Origin of the sequence: Spirulina sp. CCNP1310 (genome assembly GCF_034932185.1) — a bacterium.
Taxonomy (GTDB): Bacteria; Cyanobacteriota; Cyanobacteriia; order Cyanobacteriales; family Spirulinaceae; genus Spirulina.
In genome coordinates this window covers 50,110-65,911 of sequence record NZ_JAYGHW010000008.1, presented here as the reverse complement: position 1 = coordinate 65,911, position 15,802 = coordinate 50,110, and the positions used below count along the sequence as shown (strand labels likewise).

General features: G+C 52.4%; 11 protein-coding genes. 7 read left to right on the top strand and 4 right to left on the bottom strand.

The window, feature by feature from the left end; translation table 11 throughout:
* The first annotated feature begins 139 nt into the window (after nt 1-139).
* Entirely contained in the window at nt 140-2,119 is a 1,980-nt protein-coding gene (locus tag VB712_RS04125; protein ID WP_323252408.1) for an ATP-binding protein, read from the top strand.
* Between the two features lie 15 nt (nt 2,120-2,134).
* Here the strand turns inward: VB712_RS04125 and corA are convergent, their stop codons facing one another.
* Nucleotides 2,135-3,280 (bottom strand): magnesium/cobalt transporter CorA, encoded by a 1,146-nt coding sequence (corA, locus tag VB712_RS04120; RefSeq protein ID WP_323252406.1) that lies wholly within the window; start codon nt 3,278-3,280, stop codon nt 2,135-2,137.
* 78 nt (nt 3,281-3,358) lie between these two features.
* Nucleotides 3,359-3,646 (bottom strand): DUF427 domain-containing protein, encoded by a 288-nt coding sequence (locus tag VB712_RS04115; RefSeq protein ID WP_323252404.1) that lies wholly within the window; start codon nt 3,644-3,646, stop codon nt 3,359-3,361.
* A gap of 246 nt (nt 3,647-3,892) precedes the next feature.
* On the opposite strand from VB712_RS04115, the gene VB712_RS04110 reads away from it, so the two are divergent.
* From VB712_RS04110 to VB712_RS04095, 4 genes are all read left to right on the top strand, one after another.
* Complete coding sequence (locus VB712_RS04110) at nt 3,893-4,231, top strand: thioredoxin family protein (protein WP_323252402.1); 339 nt, start codon at nt 3,893-3,895, stop codon at nt 4,229-4,231.
* A gap of 167 nt (nt 4,232-4,398) precedes the next feature.
* Nucleotides 4,399-6,396: an NAD(P)H-quinone oxidoreductase subunit 5 gene (locus tag VB712_RS04105; RefSeq protein ID WP_323252400.1), complete on the top strand. Its 1,998-nt coding sequence runs from the start codon at nt 4,399-4,401 to the stop codon at nt 6,394-6,396.
* Between the two features lie 22 nt (nt 6,397-6,418).
* Entirely contained in the window at nt 6,419-7,999 is a 1,581-nt protein-coding gene (locus tag VB712_RS04100) for an NAD(P)H-quinone oxidoreductase subunit 4 (protein ID WP_323252399.1), read from the top strand.
* 586 nt (nt 8,000-8,585) lie between these two features.
* Nucleotides 8,586-8,804: a hypothetical protein gene (locus VB712_RS04095; protein ID WP_323252397.1), complete on the top strand. Its 219-nt coding sequence runs from the start codon at nt 8,586-8,588 to the stop codon at nt 8,802-8,804.
* Between the two features lie 4 nt (nt 8,805-8,808).
* Here VB712_RS04095 and VB712_RS04090 read toward each other — a convergent pair whose 3' ends face one another.
* Complete coding sequence (locus VB712_RS04090) at nt 8,809-11,538, bottom strand: CHAT domain-containing tetratricopeptide repeat protein (RefSeq protein ID WP_323252395.1); 2,730 nt, start codon at nt 11,536-11,538, stop codon at nt 8,809-8,811.
* 44 nt (nt 11,539-11,582) lie between these two features.
* On the opposite strand from VB712_RS04090, the gene pgsA reads away from it, so the two are divergent.
* Nucleotides 11,583-12,095: a CDP-diacylglycerol--glycerol-3-phosphate 3-phosphatidyltransferase gene (gene pgsA, locus VB712_RS04085; RefSeq protein ID WP_323252394.1), complete on the top strand. Its 513-nt coding sequence runs from the start codon at nt 11,583-11,585 to the stop codon at nt 12,093-12,095.
* A gap of 127 nt (nt 12,096-12,222) precedes the next feature.
* Here pgsA and VB712_RS04080 read toward each other — a convergent pair whose 3' ends face one another.
* Nucleotides 12,223-13,908: an HD domain-containing phosphohydrolase gene (locus VB712_RS04080; protein WP_323252393.1), complete on the bottom strand. Its 1,686-nt coding sequence runs from the start codon at nt 13,906-13,908 to the stop codon at nt 12,223-12,225.
* A gap of 182 nt (nt 13,909-14,090) precedes the next feature.
* On the opposite strand from VB712_RS04080, the gene VB712_RS04075 reads away from it, so the two are divergent.
* A complete protein-coding gene (locus tag VB712_RS04075) occupies nt 14,091-15,755 on the top strand; it encodes a hypothetical protein (RefSeq protein WP_323252391.1) in 1,665 nt (554 codons plus the stop codon).
* The last annotated feature ends 47 nt before the right edge of the window (nt 15,756-15,802 follow it).

Below are 15,802 nucleotides of genomic sequence, written 5' to 3'. Positions count from 1 at the left end.
ATGATGTATTGATTCAAAAAAATGTCTGATTTGTTAAAATATTGGTGAATAGTAAGTTTTCAGAAGCAAAAAGCAAGGAGTTTACCATTCATAGCCTCAAAGATATATTTCGTTTAGATCGATTCAGCAATACAAAGCGATGAATAATGAGTGGTATGCCGTCAATTCACAATCCTTGATTCAAAATGTCAACCAGCTTCAGCAATTCTTAGAACGGCGGTGGGCTACACAACAACACCCCGACCAGGAGAGCCAGGAGGATAGGGATCCCATTGTCCAGATCCCGGAACTTTTCCCCCCTTCTCGTCTAGAAACGCTTTACACCACGTTTAACCTCTCTCCCTTTGAGCTTAATTTGTTGCTCATGGCCGTTGGGGTTGCCCTTTTGCCCCGGTTTTCCGCCCTCTGTGCCAGCTTTAACCATAACCCTCAAATGCCCTATCCTACCTTTGGCCTGGGGTTACAACTTTTTGCTAATGCCCATTGGAATGCCTTTACCCCCCAAGGGCCCCTCCGCTGTTGGCAACTGTTGGAAGTGGGAACCGGCCCGGTGATTACCCAATGCCCACTACAAATCGATGAAACGATTTTGCACTACCTGATGGGGGAACCCTACCAAGACGATCGCCTCGCTCCCTTGATGAGTCCCCTGGTGGCGGATATGGCGGCAATGTTGCCCCCCTCCCATGCTCAGATTATGGAGAACCTGTTAACGCTGCTGAAGACTGAAACACCGGGGACGGTGCAACTGTGCGGCGTGGAGCATAGTGATAAACGGGCGATCGCTGCCGCTGTGGGGGAAGCCCTGCATATACCCGTGAAAATTCTCTGGGGCGATCGCCTCCCCACCGACCGGGACAACCTCCGCTACCTCACCCAACGCTGGCAACGGGAAGCCGCCCTCACCCAGAGCTTGTTAATTCTCGATCTTGACGGCTTCAATTTTGCTGATGGGGCCAAAGGGGCGATCGCCACCCAACTGATCACCGATCTGCAAACCCCCCTAATCATCTTCACCGAAGAACGCATCCAAAGCTCTCGCCATCCCCTCATCTCCCTTGACGTTCCCCCCCTCACCTATCAAGAACAGTTCCAACTTTGGGAACGCAATTTAGGGGAGGCGACCCAAGCACTCAATGGTGAGTTAGGGGTGATGGTGTCGCAATTTAACCTCAGTCCTCAGGCGATTCAAACCGCTGCCCATCATCTTCAAAAACAACCTCAAATTGAGTTAAACCCCACAGCATCGAATCCGATCATTGCTCAACAACTCTGGCAAATTTGCCGCACCATGGCCCGCCCCCGCTTAGATGACCTTGCCCAACGCATTGATACTAAAGCCACATGGTCAGATTTGGTTTTACCGGACAATCAACTGAAAATTCTTCAGCAAATTGCTGTCCAATTTCGCCAACGGGCTAAGGTTTACCAAGAATGGGGCTTTGCTGCCCAAAATAATCGTGGTTTAGGGATGACGGCATTATTTGCGGGCCCCAGTGGAACGGGAAAAACCATGGCCTCGGAGGTGCTGGCTCAGGAGTTTAATCTGGATCTATATCGCATTGATTTGAGTACCGTCGTGAGTAAATATATTGGTGAAACGGAGAAAAATTTACGGCAGATTTTTGATGCAGCGGAATCTGGGGGAGTGGTGTTGTTATTTGATGAAGCAGATGCTTTATTTGGCAAACGGAGCGAGGTGAAAGATAGTCGCGATCGCCACGCCAATTTAGAAGTGAGCTATCTCTTGCAACGGATGGAAAGTTACCAAGGGTTAGCGGTTTTAACCACCAACTTAAAAGGGTCACTGGATCAGGCCTTTCTTCGCAGAATTCGCTTCATGGTGGCCTTTGCCTTTCCCGATGCCAAAGCCAGAACAGAAATTTGGCGGCGGGTGTTTCCCCCCAATCTCCCCACCCAAGATCTTAATTTTGAAAAATTAGCCCAATTGGCGGTGACAGGGGGAAATATTAAAAATATTGTCCTCAATGCCGCATTTATTGCTGCCCATGCCGGTGAGCCGGTAATGATGCAGCATATTTTAGCGGCGGCTCGGAGTGAGTATCTCAAAATGGAAAAAATTTTGGTGGAGTCGGAAATTGAGGGATGGATTGAGTGAGGTCTCACTCCTCACTCAGTTCTTGGTTTCCCGCAGAGGATTGCTCAAAAAGCCATCAAACCAACCTTTACGCCAAAATAGCCAAACTAAGGCACAGGCAATGGTTCCCATCGTTCCCCAACAGAACCAATAACCCCATTGCCAATTGAGTTCGGGCATATACTTAAAGTTCATCCCATAGACACCAGCAATAAAGGTGAGGGGGATAAAAATGGTGGAAATAATGGTGAGAAGGTTGACGACTTCTGAGGTGCGATTACTGATAGCAGACATATAAATTTCTGTCAAACTTGAGGCTAGTTCTCGATAGGTTTCGATAATATCTAAAAGTTGGTTGACATGATCGGCACAATCTCGTAGATAAACCTGCACATCCTCACTAATCAGATCATTATGTTCCCGTACTAAACTATTGAGAACATTGCGTTGCGGCCAAATCGAACGGCGCAGGGCAAGGAGTTCCCGACGAATACCATAGATTTTTTCTAAGGTCTGACGGGTGGGATTTTTGATCACCTCATCTTCTAACCGTTCAATGCGCTCCCCATAGCTTTCTAAAACGGGAAAAAAGCCATCAATGACGGCATCCAAGAGGGCATAGGTTAAATAATCCACTCCGGAACGGCGAATTCGGCCCCGACCGTCACGGATGCGCGATCGCACCGGCTCAAAGCTATCACGGCTCGGCTCTTCTTGAAATGTCAACAAATAATGGGGGCAGATCACAAAGCCCACTTGCTCCATGAAAAACCCATCAGCATCTTCCATGGGCATCACCATTTGCACCACAACTAAGAGGTGATCCCCATACTGTTCAATCTTCGGGCGCTGGGGAACATTGACCACATCTTCCAACAATAAAGGATGGAGATGGCACAGATAGCCTATTTTTTTAAGAATATCTTCACTCCCTAAACCCCGTACATCGATCCAGGTAATGGAAGGGGATTCTAGATAGGTAAGACATTCATCGGGGGTAATGTCGCTATAGCGGTGGGCTTCTGCTTCGGTGTAGTCGATCAGGACAATCTCGGAAGCGATCGCCTTGGGGTCAATGCGGAGGGTTCCCGGCTCACTCCCCGGTTTATCAAAGTAGTAATTAAAATATTCTTCTTGTTGAGCGGTGATCGCCGGTTGTGCGGGCCAGGGGGTCTGAGTCATAGAGAGCCTCAAAAGTGGTGAATCCTTAATAAGCTAGTGTAGTGGCAGGGGGGATCTTCAGAATCCCCCCTGGCCTCGTTAAGCTTTGATCGTCACCTTATTTTTATAAAAGGCCACATAGCCCTCGATGTGCTTGGCCTTTTCCTTCGTTTGAGGATAATACCAAGCAGCATCTTTGATTTCTTGGCCCCCCACCACGAGGTTGTAGTAACTGGCTTGGCCCTTCCAGGGGCAGGTGGTGTGGGTGGAGCTAGGGGTGAAATAGTCCTGATGGAGGGCATCGGGAGGGAAATAGTAGTTCCCTTCCACCTGTTCACAGCGATCGCTACTGGCAACCACCACATCATTAACAAGAACTTGGGTCATGGTGTTCGTTAAAAAAAATTGCAGATTCCCCTTGCATTTTGACAAAAAAATACAGACTTTGAACAAATGTAAAGATTTAGTACGGCCCAAAGCGGGGGGCGATCGCCCCTTAGGTAGGTTTGATCCCTAAAGTGAAAGGAACCAAGCCTCGCCCGGAGTCCCCTCGTTTGCCGTGATCCCCCTAGCCGTTCCCCAGGATCCGATGTAGCATGATGCCAAAGCAATTTTAATAAATTCCCTTTAACGATGCTCAACGTCACTGATGAAACCTTTGCGGATCATGTCCTCACGGCGACGAATCCGGTGCTGGTCTACTTTTGGGCCCCTTGGTGCAAGCTTTGCCACCGGGTAGAACCCACCTTGATCAAAATGCAAGGGGAATTTCCCCACCCCATCGATCTGGTCAGTGTCAACGCCGATGAAAATTTGAAACTCAGCACCGCCCATCGCCTCAAAATTTTACCCACCGTGCTGGTGTTTGCCGGGGGTAAGGTGGTTTATCGTCTCGAAGGCTTTCCCGGTCGGGATGAACTGCAACGCAGTCTCAATCAGGTGGGCTTAAACCTGTTTGCGGCCTCCGCCTAACCTAGAAACCCTTCAAACCCTTGACCCAAACCACCGAGGCCCCTCATTCCCTCGGTGGTTTAGCCTGATGTTAGAGAAGCTAGACCTTAACAGAACTTTAAAGAACACGGTATGCCACAATTGGTAGCGGTATTCTGCAACTAAGGATTAGCAACTCAGCATTTGTGATGGAACCATTCCTCTATGAATACGCTTGGTTAATACCCGCCCTCCCCCTCTTGGGAGCGGCATTGGTAGGAATCGGGCTAATCTCAGTCAATAACGTAACGAACAAACTCCGGCAACTGAATGCCGTCGTCATTCTCGCCCTGATTGGTGTGGCCACCACGATGGCCTTTGCCCTGCTCTGGAGCCAAATTCAAGGTCATGCCCCCTATACCCGTAGCTTTGAGTGGGCCGCTGCTGGCAGTTTTCACCTCACCATGGGCTATGTGATCGATCCCCTGACGACGGTGATGCTGGCGATCGTCACCACCGTTGCTCTGTTGGTGATGATCTACACCGACGGCTACATGGCCCACGACCCTGGCTATGTCCGCTTCTATGCCTACTTGAGTATTTTTAGTGCCTCAATGTTGGGGTTGGTGATTAGTCCCAACTTGGTACAGGTTTATATCTTCTGGGAATTGGTGGGGATGTGCTCCTATCTGCTGATCGGCTTTTGGTACGATCGCAAAGCCGCCGCCGATGCCTGTCAAAAAGCCTTTGTCACCAACCGCGTTGGGGACTTTGGTTTGCTGTTGGGGATTTTGGGACTTTACTGGGCCACCGGCAGTTTTGAATTTACCGTCATTGGTGAACGGTTAGAGGAACTCGTGGCCTCCGGTGCGTTAGCGGGGGGATTAGCGACGCTGTTTGGCATTTTGGTCTTCTTAGGCCCCGTCGCCAAATCTGCCCAATTCCCCCTCCATGTCTGGCTGCCCGATGCCATGGAAGGCCCCACGCCCATTTCAGCCCTGATCCACGCCGCCACCATGGTTGCCGCTGGGGTTTTCCTGATTGCGCGGATGTATCCGGTGTTTGAACCCTTCCCGGTGGTGATGAATGTGATCGCCTGGACGGGGGCCTTAACCGCCTTCCTAGGGGCATCCATCGCCATCACCCAAAACGACATTAAAAAAGGCCTAGCCTATTCCACCATTTCCCAACTGGGTTATATGGTCATGGCCATGGGTTCCGGGGCCTATTCCGCTGGCCTGTTTCACCTGATGACCCACGCCTATTTTAAGGCGATGCTCTTCCTCTGCTCTGGTTCGGTGATCCATGGTATGGAGGCGGTGGTGGGCCATAACCCGGTTTTAGCCCAGGATATGCGCCTGATGGGGGGTTTGCGGAAATATATGCCCATTACGGCGACGACGTTTTTAATTGGGAACTTAGCCATTTGCGGGATTCCGCCCTTTGCCGGGTTCTGGTCGAAAGATGAAATTTTGGGCCTCACCTTTGGGGCAAATCCGGCCCTGTGGTTGGTGGGTTGGCTGACGGCGGGGATTACGGCGTTTTATATGTTCCGGATGTATTTCCTGACGTTTGAAGGCAAGTTTCGCGGTACAGATACCGCCATTCAAGGGGAATTACTAGCGGCCGCTGGTGTGAGCGCTGGTCACGATGACCACCACCACGACAGTAAGCCCCATGAATCCCCTTGGACGATGACGCTACCCTTGGCAATTTTGGCCATTCCTTCAGCGCTGCTCGGCTTTGCCGGTGTGCCTTGGCAGAACCGCTTTGAGCATTTGGTTCATGCCCCTGGGGAAGTGCTGGCGGCGGTGGCGGAGTTTGACCAAACGGAATTTTTGATTATGGCTGGCTCCTCCGTGGGCATTGGCTTAATCGGGATTGCCTTGGCGGGGCTGATGTATGCCCAGAAGGTGATTGATCCGGGGGCGATCGCCCGCTCCATCCAACCCCTTTACAACTTCTCCCTCAATAAGTGGTACTTTGACGACCTCTATAACCGCGTTTTCGTCGTCGGCAGCCGTCGCCTCGCGCGGCAAATGCTGGAAATCGACTATCGCGTGGTCGATGGTGCGGTGAACTTTACCGGCCTTGTTACCGTTGTGACGGGCCAAGGTTTGAAATATCTCGAAAATGGCCGGGTGCAATTTTATGCCCTGATTATTTTTGCGGCAGTCCTTGGGTTTGTCGTCGTGTCGAGTATTTAGGAATGCTGATCTGGAATCTGCCATGAATGCAACTGATTTTCCATGGCTCACTGCCATCATTTTGTTTCCCTTGGTGGCGGGGCTATTCATCCCCCTGATCCCCGATAAAGACGGCAAAACTGTCCGTTGGTATGCTCTGATCGTCGGGTTGATTGATTTCGTCTTCATTGTTTACGCCTTTTATACCCGTTACGACCTCACGGAACCGGGGTTGCAACTGGTGGAAAGCTACCCCTGGATTCCCGATCTGGATTTGAATTGGTCGGTGGGGGTGGATGGGCTATCGATGCCCCTGGTGATTCTCACCGGGTTTATCACCACGTTGGCGATTATGGCCGCTTGGCCCGTCACCCTGAAGCCGAAACTGTTTTATTTCCTGATGCTGGCCATGTATGGGGGCCAGATCGCCGTGTTTGCGGTGCAGGATATGCTCCTTTTCTTCCTCGTTTGGGAGTTGGAGTTAGTGCCGGTGTACCTGATCCTCTCCATTTGGGGGGGCAAAAAACGGCTCTACGCGGCAACAAAGTTCATCCTCTATACGGCGGGCGGCTCCCTGTTTATCCTCGCCGCTGCCCTGACGATGGCGTTTTATGGGGATACGGTTACGTTTGATATGACGGCGATCGCCGCCAAGGATTACGGCCTAGGGTTGCAACTGCTCCTCTATGCCGGATTCCTGATCGCCTATGGGGTAAAACTGCCCATCTTCCCCCTCCATACCTGGCTCCCCGATGCCCACGGCGAAGCCACCGCCCCCGCCCATATGCTCCTCGCCGGGATTCTGCTCAAAATGGGGGGCTATGCCCTGATCCGCATGAATGTGGGGATGTTGCCCGATGCCCATGTCAAGTTTGCGCCCGTGCTGATTATTTTGGGGGTGGTGAATATCATCTACGCCGCCCTCACCTCCTTCGCCCAGCGCAACCTGAAGCGGAAAATCGCCTATTCCTCCATTTCCCACATGGGCTTTGTCCTGATTGGGATTGGCTCGTTTACGGAATTAGGGATGAGTGGGGCGGTGCTACAGATGATTTCCCACGGCCTGATCGGGGCCAGCCTCTTCTTTATGGTGGGGGCCACCTACGATCGCACCCATACCCTGATGCTCGATGAAATGGGGGGTGTGGGCAAAAAGATGAAAAAAGCCTTCGCGATGTGGACGGCTTGCTCCCTCGCCTCCCTGGCTTTGCCGGGGATGAGTGGCTTTGTAGCGGAGTTAATGGTGTTTGTGGGCTTTGCCACCAGTGATGCCTACAGCACGACATTCCGGGTGATCGTCGTTTTACTCGCAGCGGTGGGCGTGATCCTCACCCCCATTTACCTGCTCTCGATGCTGCGGGAAATTTTCTATGGGGAAGAAAACCCCGATCTAGTTTCCCATGAAAAGCTCGTGGATGTGGAACCCCGCGAGGTGTTCATTATTGCGGCGTTGTTGATCCCGATCATTGGCATTGGCCTTTATCCCAAAATTGCCACCCAGATCTACGACGCAACGACGACGGAACTAACAGCAATGCTGCGGGGCCATCTCCCCAACGTTGCTGTTTCCGAGGAATCCGTAGCATTAATAGCTCCCTCTATTCCTGCCCCATTGAGGCGCTAAGGGAATTTCCAGCGGAGAACCCACCCCGCCAGGAAAGGATTAGGGTTGGGTTTTCATCAACAACGGGGCAAAATTCAAGTTGATGATCCGAGGGGCGAAAAATTTTTCGCCCTTCGTTTTTTTATTGCGATGTTAAACCCAGATTAAGGGAGGTTTAAGAAATGAAAAATTGTGATTAAACTTGAGGCTTTTTGGTTTGACTTTTAGCAACAGCGCATTTTATATTGAACGAAACTTTTAGGATTTAGTATTGTTTGTAACCCTTTAATAACAACCCCCTAAGCTGGATAGATAGACCTCCTCAATGATTTGTGTGATTTCCGGCTTTGCCCGCTCTGACCGGGAGCAAGACTGGAGAGCAACGGTCAAAAAGGATAGTTCCAAAATCAATGGATGTCATGAACATTTTCTATGTTTAAATTTTATGTTTAAAACTCCAGAACTTTGCTGAATTGAGCAGGGACGAAGAATTTTTGCCCCTAAAACCCCCCTGATTTTTTAAGTCAAATGGCAACGCGATTCAGACTCAGGCATGACTTCCGAACATTCCATGCTCTGGCGCAATCCTTTGAGATGATAGCGACCCATGAGTGATCCGATTTTGAGCCAGGCGAAACGATGGGGATTTCTTTGTCAGCGCACCGCCGCTGGCCCCTGGCAGATCACCCCCCTGGCGGGAGATTGGTTGTTGGAACAACGGAGCGATCGCTGGCTCCTGAGCATTAAGGGGGTTCCCCAAGTCAGTTTGGATTCAACGGAGGTGTTGGCTTTTTTAAAACTTCGCAGTGGGGGAAATTCCCGTTAGCCCCCTAATCCACCGCGCCGGTAATCGTAAAGGCGGCCCATGCGCCGGGATCGCCATAGCGATCGCGCGTTAATAACATCGCCTGCCGTAGGGCTTGGGCCCCATCCATGCCCCCATTAAACTGGCGATAAAACTCCGTCATCAATGTGGCGGTGGGTTGATCGGGGATGGCCCAGAGGGAAACCACCACACTGGCAGCCCCTGCCCCAATGAAGGAGCGAGATAGCCCAATCACCCCATCCCCCGTCCCGATCCAACCCCGTCCGGTATCACAGGCACTCAAAATGGCTAACTCGGCATTGAGTTCGAGGCTGTTGATCTCCCGGAGCGTGAGAAAGCCATCGCTGTTTTGGGTGGGGGCAAAGGCGAGGGAACTGCTGTAGCTGAGTTCGGGTTCGAGTAAACCGTGGGTGGCGAGGTGGATGATGCGGGCGTTGTTCATGGCGGCGATCGCCGCTGGCTCCGTGGCCGCATCCCCGATCAAGGGCGTGGTTTGGAACAGTTGGGCGATGGCCTGGGCTTCCAATTCTGCCCCAGGGAGGGGGGCGAGGCGATGGTCTCCGACCGGGCTTTGCCCATCGCGATAGGCAGCCTCTCCCCCCGGTAAAAGGGGCATGGTGGGATTGCCAATGATTGCCGCGCCGGTACGGGGGTTAAGCTGGCCGCGGACTTGGCGGGCAATACTCAACACCTGGATTGAGGGGGCAGTGAGGATCGTGTGGCGATCAATCAGTGCTACCCCTTGAGCATCCTGCAAGGCGGGGAAGGGGATAAAAAACAACATATCCTGAGGGATGAACGTCACACGGGCGGCAGGATCACGGGGGAGTAAGGAGGCAATAGGGGCGATCAGCAGTTGGTGGAGTTGTTGCAGTTGCTCATCCGCAGTACGACCGCGACGGCTGAGGAGGCGGTTGCGAGTGCGTTCGACGAGGAGGCCGAGGTCTTCCTCTAGGGCAAGGGTGCGGTGATGAATTTCCCCGCTGGGGGTGATCACCCAGATCAGCAGTTGGGTGGGAGTTCCGGCGGGGGGTTCCCCCGGTTGGGGGGTGCGATAACTAAAGGGTGCATCGTAGAGGAGGCTGTACTGAACGAGGGTGGTTTGTTCGCGGCGGGCGATCGCCTGAATTTCCGCCACCGTCGGCGGTTCGAGGTCAATATAGCGATTTGTTCCTGCCTGACGATTGAGCAAGAGTTGTAAGAGGGCGCGACTGCGGCCCGCCTCAGCCGCAACGAGGGCATCATCGGGGCGATTTTGAGCCATCAATACCCCTTGTAATGTGCGGTAAGCATCAACGCTGGGGCTATAGCTGCCGATGGTGACTTCATCGCGGGTGGTGGCATAGAGGTTGGTATTCTCCAAAAGGATGCGGCGGCCATAGCTATCCATGGCCAACCCATCGCGGAGACTGGTTTCTGCGGCGGCCCATTGCTTCGCCTGCGCTTGGAGAAACCCCAAATGCTGCAAACGGAAGCCCGCACTCACCAGATTACCCACATCTGCTTGTTTCCAGGTGGTCGGGTTGGTACTCATCCCGAACTGGGCGTAGGCCTGCTGCTGGTAGGCGATCGCCCCCTGAAGATCCCCTTGCCAAAAAGCCAACTGGGCCAACTCGTCGAGGGTGGTGGCCACCTGTAAACGCACCTTAGGGGTGAAGCTTTGGGCAAGGGTCAGCCGTTGTTGTTGGATGGCTCTGGCTTGGGCAAAGTTACGCTGATCACTGTGAAGATCCGCCAAGAGCGCCAACATTGTCCAGCGGTTACTTTCGACAATATAGGTGTTGGGGTTGGGGTAAGCATCCAGGCGTTTGAGTCCCTCCTCTAGGAGGGCGATCGCCTCCCCATGCCGCTCCTGGCGTTGGAGATACCGGCCCAATTGGTTGACAATGGCAATCCAGGCGGTGAGATCAAGATCCGTCATGGTGGTGGCGGGTAGGGCGGCTCGTAGGGTGGCGATCGCCCCTGGTGGATCCCCATAAACCTGGAGCGCCGCTAAAATCCCCGCCGCCGCTGTGCGTTCATACACAGGGCTATCAACGGGTAAAAGCCGCATATATTCCTTCATCAGCCCAATCCCCCGGTCAAACTTTCCCCCATCCCCCAGGGATAAATACCCCAAACCCAAGGCATACAGCACCATCCGACGGCTTTGGGTGGAAAGATTCCCCCTTAACTCCCCTTCTAAAAACGTCAGGCCATAAACATCGCCAGCTTGGGCATAGATCGCCGCTAATTGTTGCAACGCCGTCGCTTCAGTCACATCTTGATTTTGCCGCAACAAAGCGAGGGCCTGTTCAAAGGCCGGGCGAGCTTCATCAAACCGGCCAAAATATTGCAGCGCAATGCCATAACTCAACCAAGCCCGCCCCAGCAGCATCCCATCATTCCCCGCCGCTGTTCGTTGGGCAGGGAACATTTCAATCACCATCCGATAGACGGCGGCGGTTTGCTCGTTGACATCTTGAGTTGTTGGCGTTGCTTGCGGTTGGGGAGGATCCAGAATTTGAATATTTTCAAGACCCTCAATATTTTCAATGCCTTCAATACCTTGAATGTCCTCCCCAAACCCCAAACCGCCACCTTGCCCCGTTAATAGCAACGCCCCTAAGAGCGATGCCCCCCACCGTTCCCAGTTTTTCATGATCATTTCTGCCAACTGCTCTTTTCGGTTATAGCCTTTATTGGGGAAATGGCAGCGATCTAATCTCGCCAGCAAGGGGCGATCGCCTCCCATCGTCGTGATACAGTTTTCCCACGCTCACCCTCCCCCTTTGACCCGTGAACCTCCCCACCTGGATCACCGTTTCCCGCCTCGCCGCCGTTCCCTTCCTCCTCTATTGGCTCCAATCCCCCACCCCAGAGCGCCAATGGTGGGCGGTAGCTGCCTTTTTGCTGGCGGCGGGAACGGATTGGCTCGATGGCTACCTGGCCCGCCGTTTGAACCAAGTCACGGATTTAGGCAAATTCCTCGATCCCTTGGTGGATAAGCTCCTTGTCCTTGCCCCTCTATTGGGTTTGATTGCCTTGGGACGGGTTCCCGCTTGGGGCGTGTTCTTAATTTTGGGGCGGGAGTTGGCTGTTGCCGGTTGGCGGGTGAATCAAACCCAGATTAGCGGGGCAAACCTTTGGGGGAAGGTGAAAACCGTGGTGCAAATGGGGGCGATCGCCCTTCTCATCGCCCCCGTTCCCCAATGGCAAGGGGTGGCGATCGCCACCTTTTGGCTAGCGGTAGCCTTAACCCTCATTTCCGGCGGCATCTACCTTTGGCCGCCATCTTCTCCCCCAGAATGAGAGGCTTCTAGCAATTTCCTAATCTGCGTAGGGGCGAAACATTTTTCGCCCCTATATCCAGGGTTTCAATTTTGCGATTTTGCATAAATTTAGCTGATCGCCTTAAACTTTGGAGACCCAATCATGGTTAAGCCACCTGATCATTCTCATTGAGACCATGGCCTAAAATTTTGTATACCTGTTTGTGCATAAACACCGCTACCAAATCCCCATTAATCTTTCCTTTATCTGCCTCCTCCCGCAGGATGCGTAACGCCACATCTAAAGGCAACGGCCGTTTATAGGGTCGATCCGCCGCAGTTAAAGCATCGTAGATATCCGCGATCGCCATCATCTGGGTTTGAATCGGAATCTCATCCCCTTTCAATCCCCTTGGATAACCACTACCATCCAGCTTTTCATGGTGGCCATAGGCAATAAGGGGAATCCCTTGTAGCGGTTTTGTCCAGGGAATTTGTTTCAAAAACTCATAGGAATAGGTGACATGGGCTTGAATTGCTTGCCATTCTATTTGGGTGAGATTACCCATGGGCAGCATTAATTGTTCGATTTCCTGGGGTGTGAGCAGGGGTTGTAATTCCCCATTCACATCTTGGTAACGATATTCTGCCAAAGCCGTTAATTCTCCCCAGGCCTCCTCTGAAAGGGCTTCAAATTGTTTAGGGGCGATCGCCTCCGGCTCATTAATTTCTAAAATTAACGATTGATACCGATGGAGGGTGGCGATCGCTCGCTCTAACTGTGCATCTAAACCTTTTAAATATTGGCAATGGGGGCAATTTTCCCCCTCCTGATGAATGTGGCTAGCATGGTTTACTAAATAGGCATATTTGGCCTCTGCGCAATCTCGCTCTAGGGTGCGTTGGGCCACCGCAAAGCGCTGTTGAATGACCATCAACTGTTCAGGATATAATTTTTTGCGTTTATTGAGAATTGCCTCAGGAACCCCCACCTTGCCAAAATCATGGAGTAAGGCAGCATAACGAATTTCTTGAATTTGGGGCGGCGTGAAATAAATTAACTGTAAAGGCCCCTTGATCACATCCCCCACCTGCTGGGCTAACTGCACCGTTAAATCCGCCACCCGCTCCGAATGGCCCGAAGTGGTGGGGTCTCGGGCTTCAATTACCTGCACCGCAGACCGGACAAACCCCTCAAATAAATTTTCAATATTCTCATGGAGCATTTTGCGCTCAATGGAAATTGCCGCCTGGGATGCCAGCGATCGTATCACCCGCTCCTCCCATTCCGAATAGGGTTGGGTGACAGTGACAGCATTTTCGGGGGTGATCCTCACATCAGGGCGAATCTTGCGATTGATCAATTGCAATACCCCAATGGTTTCCCCCGTGTTGTCCTGCATGGGTAAAACCAAAACTGAACAGGTTTGATACTCAAAATCTTGATCAAAATTGCGGTCCAATTGATAGGGCAATCCTGGTAAAATATTTTGAGCATCGGGAATATTTAAAGTGCGCCCCGTCAAGGCCACATAGCCTGCCAAGCTATGGCGGGTGAGGGGAATGGCAAATTCCCGCAGGCGTACATGGGGCAGAGAATCATTCTGGGCCACCTTAAATAACAGATAACGACTTTCCCCCTCCTGTTGTTGGACTAAAAAGACACTCCCTGCGTCACTGTAAGTAATTTCTCGACTTTTCGTCAAAATAAAGGCGAGCAGTTCCTCGAGATCCTGAGCCATTGACAAGGCTGTGCCAATGGAGAGCAGTTTTTCGATTAACTTAATGTGATCACTAGGAATAGACGTTAAATCAGAGGATCCAGAAGGTTGTCGTCCATGGGAAGCCGTCATGGTAATTGCAAGAGAACGGGGAGGGTTCTGACTCATGAGCAATATTATCGCAATTATGCGGGGCAAACTGTTTTCCCGCGACGGGTTCAGGTTCGATGCTGGCCGTTGGCTCAGATACGGAGAATTTTGCCACTATCGGTTAAACTCACCCCCGAAGGGTATCATTTTCTTCCAAAATCACCATGGCTTTGAAACCCACCCTCGCTTTTCAATTCCCCACCGTTGCCCCCGCTCTCAAGTTAGGAACCATTTTGCTCCTGCTCCTGGGCATTGGTTTTGGCACGGTGGGGGATTATGGTGTGTCTTGGGATGAAGGCACGGAAATTTCGACGGTGAAATATAACTTTGAATGGGTTACTCAGGGACGGGAGATTCCCAAAGACCTCAAGCATTACGGTTTACTCTTTAACCTCACCGCAGAATTGGCCTATCAGGGGAAAGCCTTCATCGAACAGGGTTTAAACTATAATCCCCTAGCAGAGCAGGGCTTAGAAGAAGGCGATCGCGCCATTGCCCAAGCCATCCACCGTCGCATTGAGATTAAACATCCCCTGACGTTTTTAACGGCGATGATCGCCTACGGCTCAGTGGCGGCCCTGGTGGCCATGTTCACGGGCTTTGAATATGCTTGGTTTGGCCCCTTGGTGTTAGCCCTGATTCCCCGGTTTTGGGCCCATGGGTTTTATAACCCCAAGGATATCCCCTTTGCTGCCCTGTTTACCCTCACCACAGCGGTCGGCGCTGCCCTGATTGCCTACGACCTTCGCCCCCGCCCTAACCCCCTCAGCCCCCATCGCTTCCCGCTTTATACCGCCCTCTATGGGGTCTTGATTGGCATTCTTTGTAGTACCCGGATTGGCGGGTTTGTGGTGTTGGGCTTTTTCCCCTGCGCCCATGTCATCGCCCAAGGTTTTCGTCGCGGTTGGTTGGCGATGCTGGGCCAAGCTGCCCCTAGTTATCTGCTCATGGGGATCACTTGGGCGGTGACAACGACGGTGTTACACCCGGCGGCCTGGGGGAATCCCTTGGGTTGGTTTTTGGAAACTTTGGCCTATTTATCCCAACATACTTGGCCGGGGGTGGTGGTGTTTGCGGGGGAAACCCTACCGGCTTCTGAAATTCCCCGTTCCTATTTGCCGGTGTGGTTGTGGCAAACTACGCCGTTACTGTGGCAGGTGGGGTTGGGGTTGGGGTTGCTGTTTATGGGGATTAATTTTCGCCGTTTTACCCCCTTGCAACGGGGGGCAACGGTGTTGCTTTTATTGCAAATGATCGCGTTGCCGGGGTTGGCCATTGCCCATGGTTCCCCGATTTATAACGGTCTGCGCCAGTTTTTGTTTATCCTGCCGGGGGTGGGGGCGATCGCCGCTGCGGGGTTGATTTGGAGTTATCAGCAGTTGGTGGGGCGGGTACAGCGGTTTTTTGCTTTGACGGGGATCACCCTAGCCATGAGTGCGATCGCCGTCACGATGATTACCCTCCATCCCCACCAATACGTTTATTTCAACCGCATTTCGGGGGGATTGCCCGCCGCCTATGGTCGCTACGATACGGACTACTGGGGCCTGAGCTTACGGGAAGCCATTGAATGGGTGAATGAGCAGGCCCCCCAGGGCGCAACGGTGGCCGTCGGTGGCCCCCAATATATCGCCCAAATGTTTACCAGCCCCGATTTAACCCTGTTGGATCTAGAAGTAGATTTAGACTATGGTGCGAAAGGTTCGCCCCCGGATTACTACGTGGCCATGCCCTATATTGAATTGCCTTTGCTCTTTCCTCAATGCCCGGTGGTTTACGCCGTAGAGCGGGAGGGAGTGCCTTTATCGACGGTGAAGCGGTGTGAGTAGGGAAATGGGGAATGGGGAATGGCTGTAGGGGCGTTGGCGTAAGCCTG

Bases quoted from the DNA above. Each gene is read 5' to 3' on its own strand.
- VB712_RS04105 (WP_323252400.1), top strand. From the start codon at position 4,399: ATGGAACCATTCCTCTATGAATACGCTTGGTTAATACCCGCCCTCCCC.
- VB712_RS04110 (WP_323252402.1), top strand. From the start codon at position 3,893: ATGCTCAACGTCACTGATGAAACCTTTGCGGATCATGTCCTCACGGCG.
- VB712_RS04100 (WP_323252399.1), top strand. From the start codon at position 6,419: ATGAATGCAACTGATTTTCCATGGCTCACTGCCATCATTTTGTTTCCC.
- VB712_RS04080 (WP_323252393.1), bottom strand. From the start codon at position 13,908: ATGACGGCTTCCCATGGACGACAACCTTCTGGATCCTCTGATTTAACG.
- VB712_RS04095 (WP_323252397.1), top strand. From the start codon at position 8,586: ATGAGTGATCCGATTTTGAGCCAGGCGAAACGATGGGGATTTCTTTGT.
- VB712_RS04075 (WP_323252391.1), top strand. From the start codon at position 14,091: ATGGCTTTGAAACCCACCCTCGCTTTTCAATTCCCCACCGTTGCCCCC.
- VB712_RS04115 (WP_323252404.1), bottom strand. From the start codon at position 3,646: ATGACCCAAGTTCTTGTTAATGATGTGGTGGTTGCCAGTAGCGATCGC.
- corA (WP_323252406.1), bottom strand. From the start codon at position 3,280: ATGACTCAGACCCCCTGGCCCGCACAACCGGCGATCACCGCTCAACAA.
- VB712_RS04125 (WP_323252408.1), top strand. From the start codon at position 140: ATGAATAATGAGTGGTATGCCGTCAATTCACAATCCTTGATTCAAAAT.
- VB712_RS04090 (WP_323252395.1), bottom strand. From the start codon at position 11,538: ATGGGAGGCGATCGCCCCTTGCTGGCGAGATTAGATCGCTGCCATTTC.